This is a genomic window from Rhodococcus chondri, from assembly GCF_036327435.1.
Lineage (GTDB): Bacteria > Actinomycetota > Actinomycetes > Mycobacteriales > Mycobacteriaceae > Rhodococcus > Rhodococcus chondri.
This window is the reverse complement of sequence record NZ_JAUZMZ010000016.1, coordinates 1-23,004: the sequence shown is the minus strand read 5'-3', so window position 1 is coordinate 23,004 and position 23,004 is coordinate 1. Positions and strand designations below refer to the sequence as shown.

General features: G+C 64.4%; 18 protein-coding genes and 1 pseudogene. All 19 read left to right on the top strand.

Going from position 1 to position 23,004, the window contains the following annotated elements; genetic code table 11:
- Window positions 1-6 precede the first annotated feature (6 nt).
- The 19 genes and pseudogenes from Q8814_RS04835 (at window position 7) to Q8814_RS04745 (ending at window position 22,630) form a co-directional block, all read left to right on the top strand.
- Window positions 7-534, top strand: coding sequence for an aromatic-ring-hydroxylating dioxygenase subunit beta (locus tag Q8814_RS04835; protein ID WP_330150881.1), 528 nt, complete (start codon window positions 7-9; stop codon window positions 532-534).
- 86 nt (window positions 535-620) lie between these two features.
- Complete coding sequence (locus tag Q8814_RS04830) at window positions 621-2,168, top strand: class I adenylate-forming enzyme family protein (protein ID WP_330150880.1); 1,548 nt, start codon at window positions 621-623, stop codon at window positions 2,166-2,168.
- Window positions 2,165-3,631: pseudogene (locus Q8814_RS04825) on the top strand (AMP-binding protein); the annotation flags it as partial. The gene Q8814_RS04830 and the pseudogene Q8814_RS04825, both read left to right, overlap by 4 nt.
- Window positions 3,632-3,787: 156 nt before the next feature.
- Window positions 3,788-4,564, top strand: a complete 777-nt coding sequence (locus Q8814_RS04820) for an enoyl-CoA hydratase/isomerase family protein (protein WP_330150905.1) — start codon at window positions 3,788-3,790, stop codon at window positions 4,562-4,564.
- Window positions 4,565-4,599: 35 nt separating this feature from the next.
- Window positions 4,600-6,093 (top strand): aldehyde dehydrogenase, encoded by a 1,494-nt coding sequence (locus Q8814_RS04815; RefSeq protein WP_330150879.1) that lies wholly within the window; start codon window positions 4,600-4,602, stop codon window positions 6,091-6,093.
- Window positions 6,094-6,122: 29 nt separating this feature from the next.
- The gene (locus Q8814_RS04810; RefSeq protein WP_330150878.1) at window positions 6,123-7,328 is read left to right on the top strand and encodes a thiolase family protein; all 1,206 of its coding nucleotides are present in this window, start codon (window positions 6,123-6,125) and stop codon (window positions 7,326-7,328) included.
- Window positions 7,329-7,448: 120 nt separating this feature from the next.
- Entirely contained in the window at window positions 7,449-8,369 is a 921-nt protein-coding gene (locus Q8814_RS04805; RefSeq protein ID WP_330150877.1) for an alpha/beta fold hydrolase, read from the top strand.
- A 4-nt stretch (window positions 8,370-8,373) separates the two neighbouring features.
- Entirely contained in the window at window positions 8,374-10,320 is a 1,947-nt protein-coding gene (locus tag Q8814_RS04800; RefSeq protein WP_330150876.1) for a 2-oxoacid:acceptor oxidoreductase subunit alpha, read from the top strand.
- A 26-nt stretch (window positions 10,321-10,346) separates the two neighbouring features.
- On the top strand, window positions 10,347-11,435 hold the full coding sequence (locus tag Q8814_RS04795) for a 2-oxoacid:ferredoxin oxidoreductase subunit beta (RefSeq protein WP_330150875.1): 1,089 nt from the start codon (window positions 10,347-10,349) through the stop codon (window positions 11,433-11,435).
- 82 nt (window positions 11,436-11,517) lie between these two features.
- Window positions 11,518-12,102, top strand: coding sequence for a flavin reductase family protein (locus tag Q8814_RS04790; protein ID WP_330150874.1), 585 nt, complete (start codon window positions 11,518-11,520; stop codon window positions 12,100-12,102).
- Window positions 12,103-12,172: 70 nt separating this feature from the next.
- Window positions 12,173-13,288 carry an acyl-CoA dehydrogenase family protein gene (locus Q8814_RS04785; RefSeq protein ID WP_330150904.1) on the top strand — a complete coding sequence of 372 codons (1,116 nt, stop codon included), beginning with the start codon at window positions 12,173-12,175 and terminating at the stop codon, window positions 13,286-13,288.
- Window positions 13,289-13,304: 16 nt separating this feature from the next.
- Window positions 13,305-14,222: an LLM class F420-dependent oxidoreductase gene (locus tag Q8814_RS04780; RefSeq protein ID WP_330150873.1), complete on the top strand. Its 918-nt coding sequence runs from the start codon at window positions 13,305-13,307 to the stop codon at window positions 14,220-14,222.
- A 19-nt stretch (window positions 14,223-14,241) separates the two neighbouring features.
- Window positions 14,242-15,426: an acyl-CoA dehydrogenase family protein gene (locus tag Q8814_RS04775; RefSeq protein WP_330150872.1), complete on the top strand. Its 1,185-nt coding sequence runs from the start codon at window positions 14,242-14,244 to the stop codon at window positions 15,424-15,426.
- 46 nt (window positions 15,427-15,472) lie between these two features.
- Window positions 15,473-16,552: an acyl-CoA dehydrogenase family protein gene (locus tag Q8814_RS04770; protein ID WP_330150871.1), complete on the top strand. Its 1,080-nt coding sequence runs from the start codon at window positions 15,473-15,475 to the stop codon at window positions 16,550-16,552.
- Window positions 16,549-18,969 carry a CaiB/BaiF CoA transferase family protein gene (locus tag Q8814_RS04765; protein ID WP_330150870.1) on the top strand — a complete coding sequence of 807 codons (2,421 nt, stop codon included), beginning with the start codon at window positions 16,549-16,551 and terminating at the stop codon, window positions 18,967-18,969. Before Q8814_RS04770 ends, Q8814_RS04765 begins: the two co-directional genes overlap by 4 nt.
- Window positions 18,966-19,562, top strand: coding sequence for a PaaI family thioesterase (locus Q8814_RS04760; protein ID WP_330150869.1), 597 nt, complete (start codon window positions 18,966-18,968; stop codon window positions 19,560-19,562). The genes Q8814_RS04765 and Q8814_RS04760 overlap by 4 nt, the downstream gene beginning before the upstream one ends.
- 66 nt (window positions 19,563-19,628) lie before the next feature.
- Window positions 19,629-20,516: an LLM class flavin-dependent oxidoreductase gene (locus tag Q8814_RS04755; protein ID WP_330150868.1), complete on the top strand. Its 888-nt coding sequence runs from the start codon at window positions 19,629-19,631 to the stop codon at window positions 20,514-20,516.
- Between the two features lie 54 nt (window positions 20,517-20,570).
- Window positions 20,571-21,332, top strand: a complete 762-nt coding sequence (locus Q8814_RS04750) for an SDR family NAD(P)-dependent oxidoreductase (protein ID WP_330150867.1) — start codon at window positions 20,571-20,573, stop codon at window positions 21,330-21,332.
- Window positions 21,333-21,571: 239 nt separating this feature from the next.
- Entirely contained in the window at window positions 21,572-22,630 is a 1,059-nt protein-coding gene (locus tag Q8814_RS04745) for an enoyl-CoA hydratase/isomerase family protein (RefSeq protein ID WP_330150866.1), read from the top strand.
- Window positions 22,631-23,004 lie beyond the last annotated feature (374 nt).

Here is a 23,004-nt window from a genome sequence, read left to right as displayed (position 1 = left end):
ACACATATGACCACCATCGAATCGCCGCTCACGACCGGATCGCCGCGTAGCGACGCGCCGAAGGCGCTTCCGGCTCCGGACGCGGACATCATCGCGTTCCTGAATCTCGAAGCCCGTCTCGCGGACGAAGCCCGGTACTCCGAGTGGGAACTGCTCTGGGACGACGACGCCCTGTACTGGGTGCCGATGCATCCGGAGGACGACCCTGCTACCAGCCTGTCGTACATCTACGACAACCGGCGACGCATCAAGAGCCGTGTCGCCCAGCTTAATACCGGTAATCGGCACTCGCAGACACCGCCGTCCGTGATGCGCCGCATCCTCGGCAACCACGAGGTCGTCGCGTCCGACACCGACACCGTGACGGTCGAGTCCAACTTCGCCCTGTTCGAATACCGTTACACGCAGCGGATCTGGGCAGGACGCGTCGTTCACAAGGTACGTCGCACCGGCGACGGGCTGCGGCTCGCGTCCAAGACGGTCCACCTGATCAGCGCAGGCGGACCCGTCGAGACGCTGGCCTTCCTCATCTGACAAGCAAGCGCGACGAACAGGATCCGGGGCATCCGGATCCTGTTCGCACCGGAACCGATGCTCTGAAACATGATTGCGAGAAGCCCGTGCTCGTTGGAGATATCCCACGCAACAACGCCCGCCGCTACCCGGCGAAACCCGCTGTGATCGAGGGCGGGCGGACTCACACCTGGTCCGAAGTTGATGAACGGGCGACTCGCCTGGCCAACCATTTTCTGGCCGCCGGCCTGGTCAAGGGCGACCGGATCCTGGTTATCGCGCGCAACTGCATCGAATGGCCGGAGATTACGTTCGCATTCGCGAAGGCCGGTCTTGTCACCGTTCCGGTGAACATCCGTCTCGCGCCTGATGAGATGGCGCACGTCAGAGACGATTCCGGGGCACGCGCGGCGGTGGTCCATTCCGCTCAGGTCGAACGCTTCGGCATCGAACTGAATGAGCTCGACGCCGTGGTCCAGATCGGCGGCGACGCCGTCGGCGTCGAATACGAAACCGCACTGCGTGCCGCATCGTCGATCGACCCGGCCCCCGCGGACCTGACACCGAACGACATCCAATTCATTCTGTACACCAGCGGAACCACCGGCCGAGCCAAAGGCGTGGTGCACGCGCATCGCGGCATGCTCGCCCAGGCGGTCGACACCAACCTCGTCACCGAAGGCAACCGCTCGGACGTCTTCCTCGCCACTACACCGTTTTTCACCGCCGGCGGTATGGTGCGCACCCTGGCATGGACGTACCTGGGCCAAACCATGGTGATTCATCAGCGATTCGATCCTCAAGCAGTGATCGACGAAATCGAACGCAGTAGAATCACTTTCACGACCTTCATTCCGACAATGCTGCAGCGCACGCTGAAGATCCTCGAAGAAGGTCCGGCGCGGGATGTAACCAGTCTCCGGCGGATCAGTTACGGCTCGGCGCCGGTTCCGCCCGGCCTGGCGAAGAAGGCCATGGACATGCTCGGGTGCGACCTGCAGCAGCGGTACGGACTGACCGAATGTGGTGGCCAAGCCACGATTCTCACACCGCAGGACCACCGGGACATGGTGGCGGGCAAGGATTCGATCCGCACGTCGTGCGGGCAGGAGACACCGATGTGCTCGATCCGAATCGTCGATGCGGACGGCAGTGAACTGCCCGCCGGCGAGATCGGCGAGATCGTCATCGTCAGCGAGGCGAACGCAATCGGGTACTGGAACCGTCCGCAGCAGACCGCCGAGACGTTCCGTCCGACGGGTCTGTGGTCCGGCGACCTCGGATTCCTCGACGGCGAGCGGTACCTGCACATCACCGGCCGCAAGACCGACATGATCATCTCCGGCGGTTTCAACGTCTATCCGGCCGAGATCGAACGAGTCATCGGCCACCACGAGAACGTGGACCTGGTCGCTGTGGTCGGAGTGCTGGACGCAGAGTGGGGAGAGACGCCGGTCGCCGTGGTCGTGCCCCGCGCCGGTGTCGACACCGAGAGCCTCGCTACCGAACTCACCAGCTTGTGCCGCGCTGAACTGGCCGGTTACAAGCAGCCGCGCCGCTTCGAGTTCCGCAGCGAACTGCCCCTCGGGCCGGCCGGGAAGATCCTCAAACGTGTCGTCGCAGACGACCTTATCGCCGTGGGAGCGAAACGTTGACAACCTCCACATCCACCCGCCTGCGTACCGAAACGATCTGGGAGCTCGTCGAGGCCCGCGCCGAATCGACGCCGGGCGCGGAGTTCGCGGTCGACGAACACCGCCGCTCCTTCACGTTCGCCGAATTCCGCGATCTCGCCGAATGTATCGCCGCTGCCCTTTACGAGCGCGGTGTTCGCGCCGGCGATGTCGTGTCCTGGCAGTTGCCGACCACGGTCGAATCCATGGCCCTTGCAGTGGCCCTCACCCGACTTGGAGCGGTGCAGAATCCGCTGGTGATGATGCTGCGGGACAAGGAAGTCAAGTTCATCACCGACCAACTCGAGACGTCCCTGCTGATCGTCCGATCGGAATTCCGTGGATTCGACCACGCCGGCATGGCCGCGCGGCTGGCCACCGCCAGGCCCGGGATGGACGTCCTCGTCGTCGATGCTTCGATGCCGGCGAGTACCCCGGCGATCCTGCCGCCGCGCGCGTCGATGCCCTCCGAAACACGATTCGGTCCGGATATCTCGTGGATTCTCTATACATCCGGTACGACGTCTGCACCGAAGGGCGTCAAGCACACCGACCGTACCCTGCTCGCTGCCGCCGCAACGTTCACCGACAATGTGCAGACGACACCGCAGGACCGGTGCGCAGCGCTCATCCCGGTCGGACACGTCGGTGGTCTCGGCCACCTGCTGCACGCGCTGGAAATGGGACATACCTTGCTCGTCGGCGCAACGTTCGTGCCGGAAGAGACCACCGACTTCCTCATCGAACAGGGCGTGACACTCGTCGGTTCCGGCCTCCCCTTCACCAACGAGTACCTGCGGATCTCCCGTGAGAGGGGCATCGCACCCCTGTTCCCGCAGGCACGCGCCGTGCTGATGGGCGGATCCGGACGTCCGCGAACCCTTCACTTGGATGCGAAGAACAGACTCGGTGGCGTCGGGATCATCTCCGGCTACGGAATGACCGAATGCCCGTACGCGACATGGGGTCGACCCGACAACACCGACCTTCAGCACGCAGAGTTCGAAGGTGTACCCGGCAGCGGCGGCGAGATCCGAGTCGTCGATTCGGACGGCAGACAGCTTCCCGCCGGTGAAATCGGTGAGATCCGGTTACGCGCAGCACAGATGTTCAAGGGTTACGTCGACTCCTCCCTCGATGCCGATGCGTTCGACGACGATGGGTTCTTCCGGACCGGCGACCTCGGTTTCCTCGACGCCGATGGCTGTGTCTCGGTGACCGGACGGATCAAGGACATCATCGTCCGCAAGATGGAGAACGTCTCGGCCTGCGAGGTCGAGGAGGTCCTGATCGGTGATCCGACCATCGCGGACGTCACAGTTATCGGCCTTCCCGACCCGGTATCGGGTGAACGAGTGTGTGCCATCGTGGTTCCGGTCGATCCCGATACACCGCCGACGCTCGAATCCGTCCGCGATTACCTGCGGACCACGGAATTGAACGTGCGGAAGTTTCCCGAGCAGATCGAGATCCTCGACACGATTCCCCGCAACCCGCTGGGCAAGATCGCCAAGCACGAACTACGGAAGCAATTCATCGACCCCGACGGACAGGTGGCGCCCGCCAACAGTGACGCACCCGGAACGACCCCCGCCACCGAGGTGGTCGAGTTCGAGACGATCGAATTCGAGGTCGCCGACCACATCGCAACCATCACGTTGAATCGGCCCGAGCGGCTCAACTGCTTCAACGAGACGATGGCCCATGATATGGCCGCTGCGTGGGCCCGGGTACGCGATGACGACAACATCCACGTCGCGGTTCTGCGCGCCAACGGTGAACGGGCGTTCTGCACCGGTGTCGACCTCAGCGAAGGAGCGTGGTGGACGCACCTCAACAGGTGGAACCAAGAGGATCCGGGTATCGACCTCGGACCCAAACAGCACCGTGTCTGGAAGCCGGTAGTGTGCGCCGTGAACGGTATGGCCGCCGGTGGCGCAATGTATTTCATCAACGAGTCCGACATCGTGATCTGCTCGGAGGACGCCACGTTCTTCGATCCGCACGCCAACGGCGGAATGGTCTCGGCGGTCGAACCGATCGGCATGCTCGCCCGCGGAATCCCCGTCGGTGAGGTGTTGAGGTGGGCACTGCTCGGCAGCGACGAACGCATGACCGCGGAAACGGCGCTGCGCGCGGGCATCGTCACCGAGGTGACACCCACCGCGGAGTTGCGGGGGCGAGCACATCAATTGGCCACGGAGATTGCCGGTCGCCGGCCCGAGGCGATCCAGGGCACGGTCCGCGCGATCTGGGAAGCCCTCGACATGAACCCGACGACGGCCCTGCGGAACGGATTGTCGTACACGCAGATCGGAAACCAGGGCGAGGGTCGATCCGATTCCCGCAAGAACAAGCGCACCCCGCGCTTCCGCTGACCGCGCTCCCACAACGCGCTAGAACAGGAGTACACATGAGCAGCAGCGTCGAAGCAGACCGGCTCCTCCGATTCGGCCAGGTGATCGGTGGTGCCGAGGTCCAGGCAGCTTCCGGCAAGACCTACCGGAGCCTCGATCCGTATACCGGGAAGCCATGGGCAGAAGTACCGGACGGAAGCAAGGAGGACATCGACCGCGCCGTCGAGGCGGCACGCGAAGCGCTGAACGGCGAATGGGGCCGGCTCACGGCCACTGCTCGCGGCAAGCTGCTGCGCAAGGTCGGCGACATCATCGCGCGCGAGGCCGACAACCTCGCCGAACTCGAAGTGCGCGACGGCGGCAAGTTGATGCGCGAAATGTCGGGGCAGATGAAGGGCCTGCCCGAGTACTACTACTACTACGCCGGGCTTGCAGACAAGCTCGAGGGCAGTGTGGTTCCGACCGACAAGTCGAACTTCCTCGTGTACACCACGCACGAACCGGTGGGTGTCGTCGGCGCGATTACACCGTGGAATTCACCGCTGCTGCTGCTCACCTGGAAGCTGGCGGCGGGCCTCGCTGCCGGATGCACATTCGTGATCAAGCCGAGCGATCACACTCCGGCATCGACGTTGGCCTTCGGACGACTGTTCGAGGAAGCGGGATTTCCGCCCGGTGTCGTCAACGTGGTAACCGGCTGGGGACCCGAGACCGGCGCCGCGCTGGCGTCGCATCCAGGCGTCGACAAGATCGCTTTTACCGGGTCCACCGGGACCGGGATCAAGGTCGGGCGGGCCGCGCTCGAGAACATGACCCGCTTCACCCTCGAGCTCGGCGGTAAGTCGGCGCAGGTTGTTTTCCCCGACGCAGATCTCGATGCCGCGGCCAACGGTGTCGTTGCGGGGATCTTCGCGGCCACCGGACAGACATGCTTGGCCGGTTCGCGGCTGCTGGTGCATGAGTCGGTGGCCGACGAACTGGTCGCGAGGGTGGTCGACCGTGCGTCGCGGATCGTGATCGGTGACCCGAAGGATCCGAAGACCGAGATGGGGCCGGTTTCCAACGAACCGCAGTTCCAGAAGGTCCTTTCGCACTTCGCATCTGCTCGGGAGCAGGGTGCCACGATCGCTTACGGTGGTGAACCCGTAGAGGAGCTGGGTGGATTCTTCGTCAAGCCCACCGTGCTCACGAACGTGACGCCCGAGATGAGGGCTGTGGCCGAAGAGGTTTTCGGTCCCGTGCTCGCGGTATCGACCTTCACCGACGAGGACGAGGCGATCGCGGCGGCGAACAGTACGGAGTTCGGGCTCGCGGGATCTGTGTGGACGAAGGACGTCTACCGTGCGCACCGCGTGGCGGGACAGCTCCGCGCGGGCACGGTGTGGGTCAACGCCTACCGGGCAGTGTCTCCGCATGTTCCCTTCGGTGGCATGGGCGCAAGCGGTATCGGCCGTGAGAACGGCATCGATGCCATCAAGGACTTCACCGAGACCAAGGCTGTGTGGGTGGAACTGAGCGGCCAGACGCGCGACCCCTTCACCCTCGGCTGACCGAACACTCCGGAATCGTAAGGAAGAATATGACCGACAACGGAAAAATCGACGCCGTCATCGTGGCAGGGGCTCGCACCCCGATCGGGACCGCGTTCAAGGGCACCCTGAAAGAGACCACCGCGATGGAACTCGCGCAGGTGGTGGTGGAAGAGGTGCAACGTCGCTCCGGCCTCGACGCGTCGCAGATCGACGACATCATCCTCGCCGAGTCCAACTACGGCGGCGGTGACATCGCGCGGCACGCGGCAGTCGTGGCCGGAATGCTGCAGGTGCCGGGACAATCCGTGAATCGGCACTGCGCGGGGAGCCTCACCGCGATCGGTAACGCTGCGGCGACGATCATCGCGGGAGCCGAAAAGGCCATCATCGCCGGCGGTACCAACTCGTCGTCGACCGCGCCGTGGCAGAAGTTCCGAACCCCGGGCACAGTCGACGAATTCACCGAGAAGTGGATGCCGCCGTCGCACCCGGACACTGCCGAGGCCCCCAACATGGACATGTCCATCACCGTTGGGTGGAACACGGCCGAAGAAGTCGGCATCACCCGCGAAGAAATGGATGCGTGGGCCGTTCGCTCGCACCAGCGGGCTATCGCTGCGATCGAAGCAGGCGCCTTCAAGGAAGAGATCGTGCCCGTCCAGGCTTTGCAGGCGGACGGTAGTCGTGTGGAGTTCACGACCGACGAACACCCGAGGCGGGACAGCACGCTCGAGAAGCTCTCGGGCCTGAAGCTGCTGCACCCCGAGATCGAGGGATTCTCCGTGACCGCGGGAAGTGCAAGCGGCATCAACGACGCGGCCGCCGCGGTGGCGATAGTCGGCAGTGAATTCGCGGCGGAACAGGGGCTGACTCCCCTTGCGACAGTGCGGGCGTGGGCGGCGTCGGCGGTGGACCCGGCCCGGACGGGCCTGGCCGTACTCGATGTCATCCCCAAGGTGCTCGACCGCGCAGGCGTCGGAATCGGCGACGTCGCACTGTGGGAGATCAACGAGGCGTTCGCATCGGTGCCGATCGCGGCCTGCAAGAAGCTCGGCATCGATGAGAACCTCGTCAACGTACTGGGTAGTGGTTGCAGCCTCGGACATCCGGTGGCGGCCTCCGGTGCACGCATGGTGATCTCCCTTATCCATGAGCTGCGCCGTCGTGGTGGAGGTATCGGTGTCGCGGCAATGTGTGCGGGCGGTGGACAGGCCGGTGCGGTGGTAATCGAAGTTCCGACAGATTCCCACTAGAAATGAACAGAACTGTCAGATAGTCTGGGCTCAGGCGCCCCGAACGGGTGGATGAAACCCCGCTCGGGGCGCCTGACGACTTGCACGAGGTTCGACGTTTCGGTGAGGGAGGTGCAGCGAATGCAGTCGACACCGCGTCGCGCAACGTTCGAGGGTGCAGGGGTCGCCCTGGTGGGGGACCTGTGGCCGGCTGGGGACGACAACACCCCTGTACGCGGGATCGCGCTCTTCCTGCACGGTGTGGCGCAGACCCGGCACTCCTGGCGTCGCACGGCGGCGCGCCTCGCGCAGACCGGATGGGTGGCCTATGCGATCGATCTGCGAGGGCACGGTGACAGCGAGTGGGCAGTCGACGGCAGCTACGGTGTCTCGGCCCATCTGGCGGATCTCCACAAAATTGTTCAAACCGTCAGAAATGAACATCCGGGACTGCCGGTTGCCATCATCGGGGCCTCTCTCGGCGGCAAGGTTGCACTGATCGGTCTCGGGGAGGCCCCCGATCTCGCCGAGATCCTCGTCCTGGTGGACATCGCCGTTACGGTCGAGATGGGTGGCGGTCACAGGGTGCGCGAGTTCATGAAAAGCGCACCGGCCGGATTCGCGTCCCTCGAGGAGGCCGCCGAGGCGGTCTCTGTCTACAAAGCCGGGGCGCCGCGCGCAGGCAACGTCGACGGCCTCCGGAAGAATCTGCGCCTGCGTGACGGCCGCTGGTACTGGCACTGGGATCCGGCCATGCTCGCCCCTCAGGACTCGACGGATCCGGACGCACCTGTCAGTGAGGAAATCCGCCAGCGCGCATCGGAGGCAGCACGGAGGATCACTCGTCCCGTGCTGCTCGTCCGCGGACAGGCATCGGACGTGGTGTCCGAGGCCGGTGTCGACGAGATGCTCTCTCTGATAACACATCTGGAGGTGATCGATGTGCGTGAAGCAGGGCACATGGTCACCGGAGACGACAACGACATGTTCACCGCCGGTCTCGGCGACTTCCTGACGCGAACTGCGTCGGACCACGGTGCTTTTCCGAAGGGAACGGGATAGAACGATGAGTTCCGAGACAATGGCTCCGGATTCGGAGCAACGGTCGTCCGAAGGGGCGACCAAGCTCGAACAGGTGGTGATCCGCATTGCGGGTGACTCCGGGGACGGTATGCAGCTCGCAGGTGACCAATTCACAGCCGAGGCTGCCGCCTTCGGTAACGACCTGGCAACTCAGCCGAATTACCCCGCCGAGATCCGGGCGCCTCAGGGAACTCTGCACGGTGTGTCGAGCTTCCAGATCCAGATTGCCGAGTACGACATCCTCACCGCCGGCGACCGGCCGGACGTGCTGGTCGCGATGAATCCTGCGGCGCTTAAGGCGAACATCTCCGATCTGCCGCGCGGCGGCACATTGATCGTCAACACCGACGATTTCACCAAACGCAATCTGGCGAAGGTGGGGTACGACAGTAATCCCCTCGAATCCGACGCCTTCGAGGAGTACCACGTACACGCCATTCCGATGGCGACGCTGACGATCGGCGCGGTCGAATCCGTCGGCATCGGCAAGAAGGACGCCGAACGGTCCAAGAACATGTTCGCTCTCGGTGTCCTGTCCTGGATGTACGGGCGACCGCTGGCAGCGATCGAAGAGTTCCTGGAACAGAAGTTCGCGAAGAAACCCGATATCGCGAAAGCCAACATGCTCGCACTGAGGGCCGGGTGGAACTACGGCGAGACCACCGAGTCGTTCGCCACGACCTACGAGGTCGCTCCGGCGAAACTCCCCGCCGGCACCTACCGCCAGATCACCGGCAACACCGCCCTGGCCTACGGCCTGGTCGCGGCGGGGCAGAGGGCCGGTATGGACGTGTTCCTCGGCACCTACCCGATCACCCCCGCGTCGGACATCCTGCACGAGTTGAGCAAGCTCAAGCAATTCGGTGTGGTGACGTTCCAGGCCGAGGACGAGATCGCCGGCATCGGCGCAGCGATCGGGGCATCCTACGGTGGAGCCCTGGGAGTGACCAGCACGTCCGGGCCGGGTGTCGCGCTCAAGTCCGAAGCGATCGGCCTCGCGGTGATGACCGAGCTCCCGCTCATCATCGTCGACGTCCAGCGCGGAGGCCCGTCCACAGGCCTGCCCACCAAGACCGAACAGGCCGACCTGCTGCAGGCGATGTTCGGGCGCAACGGTGAGTCCCCGGTCGCGATCGTCGCGCCGCAGTCGCCCGCCGATTGCTTCGACGCAGCGGTGGAAGCCGCACGGATCGCCGTGACCTACCGGACGCCGGTGATGTTGCTGTCCGACGGTGCGATCGCCAACGGCTCGGAACCGTGGTCCATCCCGGACATCGGTTCTCTGCCCACCATCGAATCCGACCTCGCCGTTGCGCCGCACGATGCGGAGCAGCCCGGAACACATCTGCCCTACGCGCGCGATCCCGAGACCCTGGCACGAGACTGGGCCGTGCCCGGCACTGCGGGACTCGAACATCGAATCGGCGGGCTCGAAAAGGCCAACGGGACCGGCGATATCTCCTACACCCACGACAACCACGAACTGATGACCCGGGTGCGCGGTGCGCGGATCGCCGGTATCGAGGTGCCGGATCTGATCGTCGACGATCCGGGCGCAGATGCCGACATCCTGGTGCTGGGATGGGGATCGTCGTTCGGGCCGATCGGCGAAGCCGTGCGCCGGGTGCGTAGCTCCGGCCATACCATCGCTCGCGCACACCTGAGGCACCTGAACCCGATGCCCGCCAACCTCGGGAAAGTCCTCGGAAAGTACCGGCGCGTGGTGGTACCGGAAATGAACCTCGGCCAATTGTCGATGCTGCTGAAGGCCCGCTTCGACGCCGACATCCAGCCCGTGACCAAGGTGTCCGGAATGGCGTTCCTCGCCGAGGAGCTGCACGAGGCGCTCCTCGCGGAGTTCGCCGGAACCCTGACCGCCATCGAAGCAGCGAAGACACCCGCCGCCGTTGCCGCTGTCGTCACCCGTTGACGACGCGCACCGATTTGGAGAACACCATGACCAGTGTCATCTCGAACGGAATCGATTCGAGCACCCGTATCGGCGTCGACCTGGGCCTGAGCGCCCTCGCCGACGTACCACACACCGACGTGCCGCAGAAGGCGAAGGATTTCACGTCTTCGCAGGAAGTGCGCTGGTGCCCGGGATGTGGCGACTACGTCATCCTCGCCACGGTTCGCAGCATGCTCCCGCAGCTGGGTCTCAAGCGCGAGAACATCGTGTTCGTGTCGGGCATCGGCTGCTCCTCGCGGTTCCCGTACTACCTCGAGACCTACGGCGTGCACTCGATCCACGGCCGTGCCCCGACCCTGGCAACCGGATTGGCCGTCACCCGACCGGATCTGTCGGTGTGGGTCGTCACCGGTGACGGCGACTCCCTGTCCATCGGTGGCAATCACCTGATCCACGCGCTGCGACGCAACGTAAACATGCGAATCCTCATGTTCAACAACCGGATCTACGGGTTGACCAAGGGACAGTATTCGCCCACCTCGGAAGTCGGCAAGGTCACCAAGTCGACGCCCATGGGATCGATCGACGCACCGTTCAACACGATGTCGCTGGCGATCGGCGCAGAAGCGACCTTCGTGGGACGCGCACTCGACTCCGACCGCGCCGGGTTGACCGAGGTTCTGCTCGCGGCCGCCCAGCACCGTGGTTCCGCATTCGTCGAGATCCTGCAGGACTGCCCGATCTTCAACGACGGGTCGTTCGACGCTCTCCGCAAGGACGGGGCGGAGTCGCGACTGATCCACGTGCGGCACGGCGAACCCGTCGTGTTCGGCGCCGACGGAGGACTCTGCTTGGTGCGCAAAGGTTTCGGTTTGAGTGTCGCTCGAACGAGCGACGTCGACCCGGCCCATATCATCGTCCACGACGCGCACACCGACGACCCCGAATACGCCTATGCGCTGTCGCGGTTGTCGGACCAGGGCCTCAACTACACCGTGACCGGAATCGTGCGTCAGGTTGTGCGCTCCACCTACGACGACGCCGCCCGTGAGCAGGTCGTCCGCGCAAAGGAGACCGAAACGGCGGATCTGCAGCAGGTTCTCCACGGCAACAACACGTGGACTGTTTCCTGAACCCGGTCTCTTCCTAGGGCCCTAACCCCGTCCCGTTAGCAACGCCACGTCCCATCCGTTCCGACAACGAAATGAGAGTTCCATGACCTTCGATACCGATGCCGCGAACCGCGCTCTTGCCGGCCTGCGTCCGTTCCCGGTTGCCATCACCACGGTCAACGGTGGATTCGCCAACGGTCTCATGTCGTTGTCCGCGGGGTCGGCCAGCATCATTCCCGAGGCTCCTCGCGCCACCATCAGTCTCACCAAATACAACAAGACGCACGACATGGTGCTCGAATCCGGGATCTTCGTGATGCACATGCTCAGTGCCGAGGACGACCAGATCGAGAAGTCCCTCGAGATCCTCATGACCCTGGGCGGCAGCTCCGGCCGCGACGGCGACAAGATCTCGAAGCTGCGGACCAAGACGGGTGTCACTGGAGCACCCATCCTTCTCGATGCCCACAGCTACGTCGAGGCCCGCGTCACCGGGTCGCTCGACGTGCAGGAGAGCACCATCTTCGTCGGTGACGTCGTCGGCGCCGAGATCCTCCACGACGGGGGACGCCTGCGTATCGGAGAGGCATGGAGCAAGCTCCCGCAGGACTGGATCGAACAGTACGACGCGAACCACGAACCGCAGCTCGCGAACGCCCGCGCTCGCCGCTTCGGCTCGACCGTCTAGAGGGAGTCTCGTGACCACCGTCGAAGACACGTCGATCACAGGTGCCTGGGAACTGCCCGAAGAGTTCCGCATGCTGCGCGACACCGTGCGCCGGTTCATGGCGACCGAGGTGCATCCGCTCGAGGACACTCTCCCGCACGACGCCGCGGGCCTGCCCCGCGAACGGTTGCTGCTGCTTCAGGAGAAGGCACGCACGCTCGGCCTGTGGGCCATGCAAACTCCGGCCGAGTACGGCGGTGCGGGCTTGAGCGTCTTGGGTCAGGTTATCGTCGCCGAAGAAGCTGCCAAATGCCGTATGGGAGCCTTTTTCCCGGCACTCGGAGCCTTTGGTGGCAACCCGCCGAGTGTGATGTTCAAGGCGGCACCCGAGCAGTTTGCGAAGTTTGCCCAGCCGATCATCGACGGCACGGCGACCAAAGCCTACACCTCGATCAGCGAGGCATCCGGCGGCTCCGATCCGGCACGCGCCATCCAGCTCAAGGCAGTCCGTGACGGCAACCACTACGTGCTCAACGGCAGCAAGATGTGGACGAGTCACGCGGAGAATGCAGACTGGGGCGTCGTGTACGCACGCACCGGTGAAGGCCGCGGGGGGATCTCGTGCTTCATCGTCGAAAAAGACACCCCCGGAGTGTCTTTCCGTCGTATCAACGTCATGGCGTCGTTCGCTCCGTACGAGGTGCACTTCGAGGACGTGCGGATCCCGGTCGGCAACCTGATCGGGGAGGAGGGCAAGGGCTTCGCCCTGGCGAGCGACTTCCTCGTCTACGGCCGAATCATGTACGCCGCGGGACCCATAGGAATCGCACAGCAAGCCCTCGACATGGCATGTCGGTGGGCCAAGGACCGCGACGTGTTTGGTGGCAAGCTCGCCGACAAGCAGGGCATCCAATGGATGCTCGTCGAGTGCGAGGTGGAACTGCGCGCGGCACGGCTGCTGATGTACCAGGCCGCATGGAATGCCGATCTCGGCAAGGACGTCAAGGTCGATGCGTCGGTGTCGAAAATGTACGGCACCGAAGCCGCATTCAAGATTCTCGACCGGTGCATCCAAATCCACGGTGCGCTGGGCCTGTCCGACGAACTGCCGCTCGAACGTTGGTACCGCGACCTGCGCGTCAAGCGTCTCGGCGAGGGCGCCACCGAGGTGCAGCGCGTCGTCATCGCCCGCGAGTTGCTGCGCTGACAGGAAGAGACACACCATGACGCTGAAATTCAATCTGATGTTCCCGATGCGCGCGGTCAAACACTATCCGCAGTGGATCGGGGACGGCAGTCTCGGAAAGGCCGCGCGACTCATCGAGGACGCCGGCTTCGACGGCTTCTCGATGAGCGAGCATCCCTACCCGGACAAGGACTGGCTGGCCGACGGAGGGCACCATGCCTTCGATCCGTTCGTCTCCCTGAGTATGGCCGCGGAGGCGACCCGGCGGATTCGCCTCATCACCTACGTGATGGTCGCCGGATACCGCAGCCCCTACCTCGGTGCAAAATCGGCGTCGAGCCTCGATGTCCTGTCCGGCGGTCGCCTGACCCTCGGAATGGCTGCCGGATATCTGAAACCGGAATTCGATGCGCTCGGAGCCGATTTCGCGCGACGCGGCAAACTGCTGGACGAGGCTATCGCCGCGATGCGGGCCACGTGGGCAGGAACCGAGCACACGGGCTCGGAATTTGCCGTGAGCAACCATATTTCGCTTCCGCTGCCCACACAGATCGGTGGCCCGCCCATCTGGATCGGGGGCAACAGCAAGGCGGCGCAACGCCGTGCCGTCGAGTCCGGAGACGGATGGATGCCCATGGCACAGAACACGCGCACGGCCGAAATCACCCGCACCCCGGCTCTCGAGAACATCGACACGCTTCGTTCTCTGATCACGGCGCAGAACAAGCGTCGCGCCGAGATGGGCAAGCCGGACATGGACGTGAGCTTCGTGCCGTTCGAGAAGGAGCTGCTCCGCACCGCCGACAACGCTACGTTCTGTGCCGAACTGGCACCGCGACTGGACGAGTATCGCGAGGCCGGCGTCACCTGGATCACGATCGAGCCATCGAGCCGCAGCTATGACGATTTCGTGGGCGACATCGAGTTGATGAGTGAGACGCTGATTCGCGGTTAGCGCGGGAATGGAGGTTGCGATGTACATCGCTTTCACCGAAAGCATGCTGGCCCTCCGGGACGAGTTGCGCGCCTACTTCACAGAGTTGGTGACTGCCGAAGAACGCTCCAGCAAAGAGATCTTTAGCCGGGACCGACTGATGGAGATCTCCGGAAAACTCGGCCGCGACGGCTGGCTCGGGATCGGCTGGCCGGTCGAGTACGGCGGCCAAGGTCGTTCCGAACTCGAACAGTTCGTGTTCTTCGACGAAGCCAAGCGCGCCGGCGTACCCATTCCGATGCTCGCGCTAAACACCGTCGGACCGACCCTGATGACCTACGGAACCGAGGAACAGAAGCAACGGTACCTTCCGGCGATCCTGAGTGGCGAGATCGATTTCGCGGTCGGGTACACCGAGCCCGCCTCCGGCACGGACCTCGCGTCGTTGCAGACCCGGGCCGTGCGCGACGGCGACGAGTACGTCATCGACGGCAACAAGATCTTCACCACCGGTGGCGCGGTGTCCGACTACATCTGGCTTGCCGCCCGCACCGATCCGGCCGCACCCAAGCACAAGGGCCTGTCGATCTTCATTGTGCCCACCGACAGTCCCGGGTTCGAGGTCACACCGCTACCGACGATCGCCGAGGACGGCGTGCGGGCGACGACATCGACGTACTACTCGAACCTGCGCGTCCCGGTGGCGAATCGTGTTGGGGACGAGAACGACGGTTGGAGGTTGATCACCACCCAGCTCAACCATGAGCGTGTCGCGCTCGCGGCGTCGCGTGGTTGGATTCTCGGCCTCGCCGAAGAGGTCGGGGAGTGGGCCGTTGCGGCCGAGACGCCGGGCGGTGGCCGCCTGATCGACACGCCGTGGGTACGTCACCTGCTCGCACGGATCGACGCGCGGCTCGAGGCGATGAAACTCTTCAACTGGCGCATGGTTGCACTGGCCAACGGCGGCGGTGCGCTCACCCCGCACGACGCGGCAGTATCGAAGGTGTACGGCACCGAGATGCTCATCGAGGCAACTGCCGACCTGCTCGAGGTGCTCGGTCATGCAGGATCCCTGCGAAACGGATCTCCGGCCGCTGTGCTGCACGGACGAGTCGAGACCGCGTATCGCGGCGCGGTCGTGGGCACATTCGGTGGCGGTAACAACGACATGCTGCTGGAGATGATCTCGACATCGGCGCTGGGCATGGTTCGCACGAAGCGATGAGTATCCGTCGCAGTAGATCGATTACATCGGAAGACGAGGACTGACCATGGATTTCGCGCCCACCAAGGAACAGGTTGCGGTACGCGAGTTGACCGCCACAGTGGTCGCATCACGGGATGCGTCTGCCCCGAAATGGCCGGACACACAGTTGTGGACCGCCCTCGCCGACGCGAGTCTGCTCGGTATTGCATTACCGGAGGACGTCGGCGGCAGCGGGCTGGGTCTCGTCGAGTTCGGCTTCGTGCTTGCCGAATGCGGTCGCGGACTCGCCCGCGTGCCGGTGCTGTATTCGACGGTTGCGGCGCTTGCGGTCGATCGTTTCGGCTCCGAGACCCAACGCCGAACGTGGCTGCCCGGCCTGGTCGACGGCTCCCGGATCCTGACTGTCGGTATCGACCTCACCGAGCGCAGTTCCCACCCCACAGCCCGCCGCGACGGCGAGGGCTGGATCCTCGACGGAGCGCTCCCGTCGGTCCCGTGGGCGGAGCAGTCCGACCGGATCCTGGTCGCCGCGGACGCAGCCGACGGCACAGTCCTGGTGCTTGTCGATCCGCATGCCGAAGGCGTAGCGACGACCGCGCAGGACACCACCAACGGAGAACCCGACGCCACAGTTACCCTTACCGGGGTCGTGGTGGCTCCCGATGAGGTGATTTCCGGTCTGGACCCGAACCATTCTGCGTTGCAGTGGGTCTGGCAAAGACTTGTCGCGGGATCCTCAGCTCTACTGCTCGGAGTGTGTGAGGGTGCGCTCCGTCTGACTGCGGACTACACCAACGAGCGTGAGCAATTCGGACGGGTGATCGCGACGTTCCAGGCGGTCAAGGTCCATGCGGGAGAAGCGTTCATCGATACGGAAGCCATCCGCGTGACGACGTTTCAGGCGCTGTGGCGGCTGGACCGTGGATTGCCGGCCGAGCGAGAAGTCTCCATCGCCAAGTTCTGGGCGTCGGAGGGCTCGGCCCGGGTCACCGGTACTGCTCAACGACTGCACGGAGGAATCGGGGTTGCGCTGGACTACCCGGTGCACCGGTATCTGTTGTGGGCAAAAAATACCGAACTTCGGCTCGGCTCCGCGCAATGGCATCTGGGCCGTCTCGGCGAGTTGCTGGAAGCGTCGTCGTGAGTGTCGGAGCGCTCGACGGTCTGCGCGTCGTCGAGCTCGCCACCGGCATCGCCGCGCCCTTCGCGGCGCGACTGCTCGCCGACCTCGGAGCCGATGTCGTCAAGGTGGAAGACCCGCAGGGTGATCCTCTTCGCCGGGAAGGCCCGTTCCGCTCCGACGACTCCGCGCACACCGACGGCGGTGTGTTCGGGTACGTCTCGGCCAACAAACGCGGCATCGTGCTCGACCCGTCCGAGATCGACCGGGTCCGCGAACTCGTCACGGGCGCCGACATTCTGGTCGAGAATTTCGGCCCTGGCGGACTCGAGGAACGTGGCTTGGCGCCTGCACTGCTGCGCGAGAACAATCCGGCCCTGGTGATCGCTCGGCTCTCGGACTTCGGCCAGGACGGCCCGGATGCGAACCTGCCCGCCTCCACCTTGACCCTTCAGGCCCGGGCGGGCTGGGTCTCTGCCCGCGGCGGCGCGTCCTCGCCGCCTACCCAGGTCGGCGGCGCCTACCTGGACTTCATCGCGGGCACCTACCTGGCGGTGGGAATCCTCACCGCGGTCGAGACCGCCCGCGTCACCGGTCGCGGGAGCGATGTGGACACCTCGCTTCTCGAGTGCGCGCATTCCACGACGTCGTTCCCGGTCCTCACCAATGGTGTCCTGTCCAGGATGGGTCGAGGTCCGAACAGCCCCGGCCATGTGCTCCTCGGTGTCAAACCGTGCGCCGACGGGTGGGTCGGCATCAACGTTCTCACCGGACAGCAGTGGCGTGACGTGTGCTCGCTCGTCGACGCGGAGGAGTACGCCGACAAGCAGGACGCGCTGCGTACCGGGGGGCCGGACCGCGTGGGCTTCGAGGCCCGTGTCGACGCGTGGCTTGCAGACCAGCGTGCCGAGGATGTCGTCGAACTGTGTCAGGCCTTGCGTATCCCTGCCGTCCCGGTTTACGACGGTGCATCCATCGTGCGGAGCGCGCAGTGGACCGAACGCGAGTTCTTTACCCGTGCCGGCTCCCGGCACGGGGAGTTTCTTCACCCGTCCTTCCCGTGGCGACTGTCCGGGAGTCCCGCACAGTGGCACCGGCCCGCGCCGCGGCTGGGTGAGCACACCGCCGAGGTGCTCGCCGCGCCTTGGCCGCGTCGCCTGCCGCGCGCAGTCACACCGGGAGCCGACCCGCAGCGTCCGCTGGCAGGAGTGCGAGTCCTGGACCTGGGCACCTTCTGGGCTGGTGGCGCGTGTGGCACGTACCTCGGTGCGATGGGCGCAGACGTCGTCAAGATCGAATCCCTGCAGCGGCCGGACGGTTTCCGATTCAACATGTCCGGGCCCGCGCTCGGCCCCCGATGGTACGAGTTCGGTCGCTTCCGAGCGGTCAACCTCAACAAACGGTCACTCACACTGGACCTCACCCGTGACGAGGGTCGGGAACTGCTCGAGCAACTCCTCGCCTCCGCGGACGTCCTCCTGGAGAACTATTCGGCGCGCGTGATCGAGACACTCGGCTTCGGCTGGGACCGCGTTCGCGACATCAACCCGAATATCGTCATGGTTCGCATGCCGGGGTACGGCCTCGAAGGACCCTGGCGCGGCTACGTCGGCTGGGGCAACGCGTTCGAACAGGTAGCCGGACAGTCCTATATCAGTGGCCCGCCCGGCGGGAAACCGCAGACTCCCGGCGGTTACACCGATCCGCTTGTCGCGATGCACGGGGTCGTCGCGACGCTCGCCGCCCTGGAACATCGGCGTCGAGGTGGCGGTGGACAATTGGTCGAGGTATGCCAGATCGAGGTCGGAGCAACTGCGTGCCCGGAACCGGTCATTCACCATTCGATGACAGGGGAGATTCGGCATCGCGTCGGAAATCGGAGCGTCTCGGCTGCGCCGCAGGGCGTGTACCCCACGACCGACGGCTGGATCGCCCTATCGGTGCGCGACAACGCAGAGTGGAACGCACTGCTCGAGGCACTCGGCCCGGACCGCTTCGGGGATCCGGACTTTGCCACACCGGAAGGCCGTCATGCAGCACATGATCGGCTCGACGCTCTGTTGGCCGACATCACATCGCTGCATGACGTGGCCTACCTGACGAAACTTCTGTCGAACAACGGCGTTCCCGCAGCCAAGGTCGCCGTCAGCAGTGATTATCTGCAGGACCCCCAACTGTCGCATCGGAAGTACTACGAAACCTTCGACCACGATGACGCCGGCCCCGACTGGTACCAGGGCTGGCCCATGAGATTCTCCGTCGGACCCGAGCGCTCCCACCGCAGCGGTACGCCCACGCTCGGGCGGCACAATCGGGAAATTCTCGGCGGTGAACTCGGACTCGACGACGACGAACTGGCAGCACTCGAGCAGAACGGAATCATCGGAACCGTGCCCACGGGACTGCAACTGTCCCCTTCCGGATCGGCGGAGAAGGGATGACCGGACAGGTCGGGACGGATGCTGCGGTCAGCAAGGGCGGGATCGAATTCGAAACCCTCATCGCCGAGTTCCGTCGAATGCATGCTGCACTGTGTGCTTCGGCGCCCGATCAGGAATTGACAGCGGCGTTGCGAACCGAGTTCCGTTCCCTAGCCGACCGATTGGAATCTGTCCGGCAGCCGGTCGAGGCGAACCGTGCGTCGTGGCGGACCGGGATGAGTTCGCGCGGCCATCCGACCCTGGTGCCGTTCGATGTTGAGCACCTCGACCAGCGGGTCTTCTGCGCGCGCCTCGAGTTCAGTGATGTACACCTCGGTGGAAACGGTGCGGTCCACGGTGGGACGATCCCGCTGTTGTTCGACGACTTTCTCGGCATGTTCGTCAGCGCGAAGGGACAACCACACTCGCGCACGGCGTTTCTGAAAGTCAACTACCGCAGGATCACCCCGATCTACACCCCGCTGTTGGTAGAAGCGACCATCGACCGGATCGACGGTCGCAAGACGTGGGTATCGGGCCGCTTGTCGCACGGGTCCGAGGTCACGGCAGACGCCGAGGCACTGTTCCTCCGGTTGCTTCCGGGCCAGCCGTGAACGGTCCGGCAGCGCCGAAGGCGGGTACCTGCCTTTCTGACGCATCGAGAAACAGGAGAGCCGTCGATGTCTGTGCAATTTGGAGTCTTCGTACCGCAGTTCCGTATCGGCTTCGACGGGATGCGGGTTCGCGCCCTCGCGGCCGAGCGTGCGGGATTCGATTCGTTCTGGCTCATGGATCATCTGTACTCGCCCGGCGGCAAACCGACCGACAGCCTCGAGAGCTGGACATTGCTCACTGCACTCGCCGGCGCCACATCCACAATTCGGCTCGGACACCTGGTGGGATGCAACCCGCTCCGCCATCCCGCACTGCTGGCAAAGATGGCAGCCACGGTGGACAACATCAGCGCCGGGCGACTCGACCTCGGGCTCGGCTGGGGCTCGGTCGAAGCGGAATTCGATATGTTCGGCATCCCGGTCGGGTCGCGGCGTGAACGTGCGGAGGCGCTCGGGGAAACCCTCGAGATCTTCCGGAAAATGTGTGTGGGAGAGCCATTCGACTACGACGGCCGGCATTTCCGGCTTCGTGGCGCGTACGGTTTGCCTGTTCCGGTACAAAGCCGCATTCCGGTCCATATCGGCGGTGGAGGCAAGCAACTGACAATGCCGCTCGTGGCGGACCACGCAGACTGGTGGAACTGTCTGGGAAGTGCTCGGCACCGGATCGACGAGTTGGCGCCGTTGCGCGGACAAGCACGGATCTCGGCGCAGTACGCAGTGGGGTTCGCGCACGACATCGAGCAACTTCCGGAGGTGGTGGCCGCGACCGCACGCCGAATGCCCGCGCAGAGTTGGGGTGCACCGCTTGTCGGAACAGCGGACATGCTGGTCGATCAACTGAACGCAGAACGTGAGAACGGCGTGGAGCTGTTTGTTCTTCGGTTCCATGATTTCGCGGAGCCGGAGACCCTCGAACGCTTCGGTCGGGACGTGATCGCAAAGATGTCGTGAACCAAAATGTGCTGTGGGCGCTACGTCGACAACTCCCGAGAACAGGAAATTTGGATGCTCGAAACACTGAAGGATAGGCGCATCATCATCACAGGCGGCGCCAGTGGGATGGGAGAGGGCCTGGTACGGGCTTTCCCCGGCCTCGGCGCCGAAGTGGTGTCCCTCGACATCTCAGAACGTCAGGGGCGGGAGATCGCAGAGGAGAGCAAAGCGCAATTCGTGCAATGCGATGTGGCGGACCAGCAGTCGGTCGAGAAGGCGGTAGCACAGGCCGTCGATACCCTGGGCGGCCTCGACGTATTGATCCACGCAGCGGGTATTGCTCCCGGGGGCGCGGCAGAGGAAATTCCACTCGAGACCTGGAATCGCGTCATGAACATCAACGCGACGGGCACGTTCCTCACCAACCAAGCAGCCTTCCGTTATCTGAAGGACGACGGTGGACAAATAATCAACTTCGCGTCCGCTGCGGGTGTTCAAGGCCTTAAGAACAAGGCTGCATACTCGGCGAGCAAGGGAGCTGTGATCGCCTGGACCCGAACGGCAGCGCAGGAATGGGCCAAGTACGGCGTCACTGTCAACGCCATTGCTCCTGCCATTTGGACACCCATGTACGACAAGACCCGCGCGTCGATGACCGCAGAACAATTGGCGGCACACGACGCCTACATGGCCACCGCGGTGCCGCTAGGAGGGAAGCTCGGCGACGTCGAGAGAGATTTCGTTCCGGTGATGGCGTTCCTCTCCAACGAGGGAGCCCGATTCATGACGGGTCAGGTTTTCCCGATAGATGGCGGAACCCTGATGATGCGGTGACCTGGAGATGTTGTGCTGCCTCTCGGGCTCGGGGCGATCGAAGCGCCTGTGGTCGGACCGCGGCGACGGAGGTTGGTAACGTGACGGCTCTCCGACCTGTGCTGGTGAGCCACCGGATGCTGTGGACCTCGGGCATCGCCGTTCGGTTCGCGTAGGTGCTCTTCCCTACGAGAGACAGCAGATCGAGGGGATGCAGTCGTTGCGGCACCTACCGGTTAGAGCATGAGGACGGAAAACGTATGAATACGGCACGACCAGGGACCCTTTCCGTCGCCGATCTGACGAAAGACGCGGCGGGAGAGCCGCTCCTCGCCGAGGGTGGTGTGGTGAGCAATCCGTGGCTCGTCGTCGACCTGGACGAGGCTCCTGTTGGCGGCCTCGAGGGGGCGGTCGAGCAGGCTGCCTTGGCGGACCGGCTCTTGATCGGGCGCTCCACTCGGGAGGTGCGAGCGGACCTCGCACCGTTGATTGATGCACTTGATCTCACCTATGCTCCCCGTGCGGTGTCGCGTGGTGTGGTAGAGACCGCCGATCCCCACGCGGCTATTGCCGCGTTCACCGACGCGGTCGAGAAGAACCCTCAGGCGGCGCTCACGCTACGACAGGTGTTACGAGCGTCGGAGACTCTGGCAGCACCCGCAGCGATCGATGTCGAGTCCTTCGCATATTCCATGTTGCAGGGTGGGCCCGAATTCGCGGCGTGGCTCACCGAACGCGGGTCGCGGCCGCTGCCGCCGCCGTGCGACGAACCGGTGCTGATCGCGCGCGACGGTGACGTACTGCGCATCACCCTCAACCGCCCCGATCGGCGTAATGCGTACGGGACCGCACTACGTGACGCTCTGGTGGAGGGTCTGCGGCTCGTGGTACTCGACGACAGTATTGAGCAGGTGGTGCTCGAGGGGGTGGGTTCGTCGTTCTGTGCGGGTGGTGACCTCGACGAGTTCGGGCGCACCCCCGATATCACTCTTGCTCACCTGATCCGCACGCGTGGGGGAGCAGGACGGCTCGTTGCGCAGCTGGCCGATCGAATCGAAGTGCACTTGCACGGTCATTGTATCGGCGCTGGTATCGAGATACCTGCGTTCGCCGGGAGGGTGGTGGCGGAGCCCGGCACGATGTTCCGGCTCCCGGAAGTGGCCATGGGGCTCATCCCGGGAGCCGGTGGCACCGTAAGCATTCCGCGCAGAATCGGCAGGTGGCGGGCATTGCACCTATTTGTCACGGCGGTGCCGATTAACGCGACGGACGCTCTGCGGTGGGGGCTGATCGACGAGATCAGGCCAGCAGGGTCGTAAGCCGCCAGCCCGAGTCTGCAATCGGATCGGCAGTTTACCCGCGAGGGCGGGTTCTCGATCCGCGGAGGCAAAATCCCGCTACGAAGGACTTACCGGCATTGTGTCCGACCCGAGAATACTGGGCAATCGGTCTGATCGTCTTTGCTTCGGCGGGTGTCCCGGTGGCCTCTGCGCTCCGGCATGCTCATGGGCTGCGACGCGCCCCCCTTCTGATCGGGCGAGCCACCGGGCGGCGTCGACGTACTAGCCTGGAAAATTCGTGGTTGTTCACCGATCCGAGCATGTAGATAAGCGAAAGCGCCTGTCCTGCAGGGCATAATGGGACTTCTCTAGGGTTCCATCACGCAGGCGGGAAGGCACTTCGCAGGTGAAGA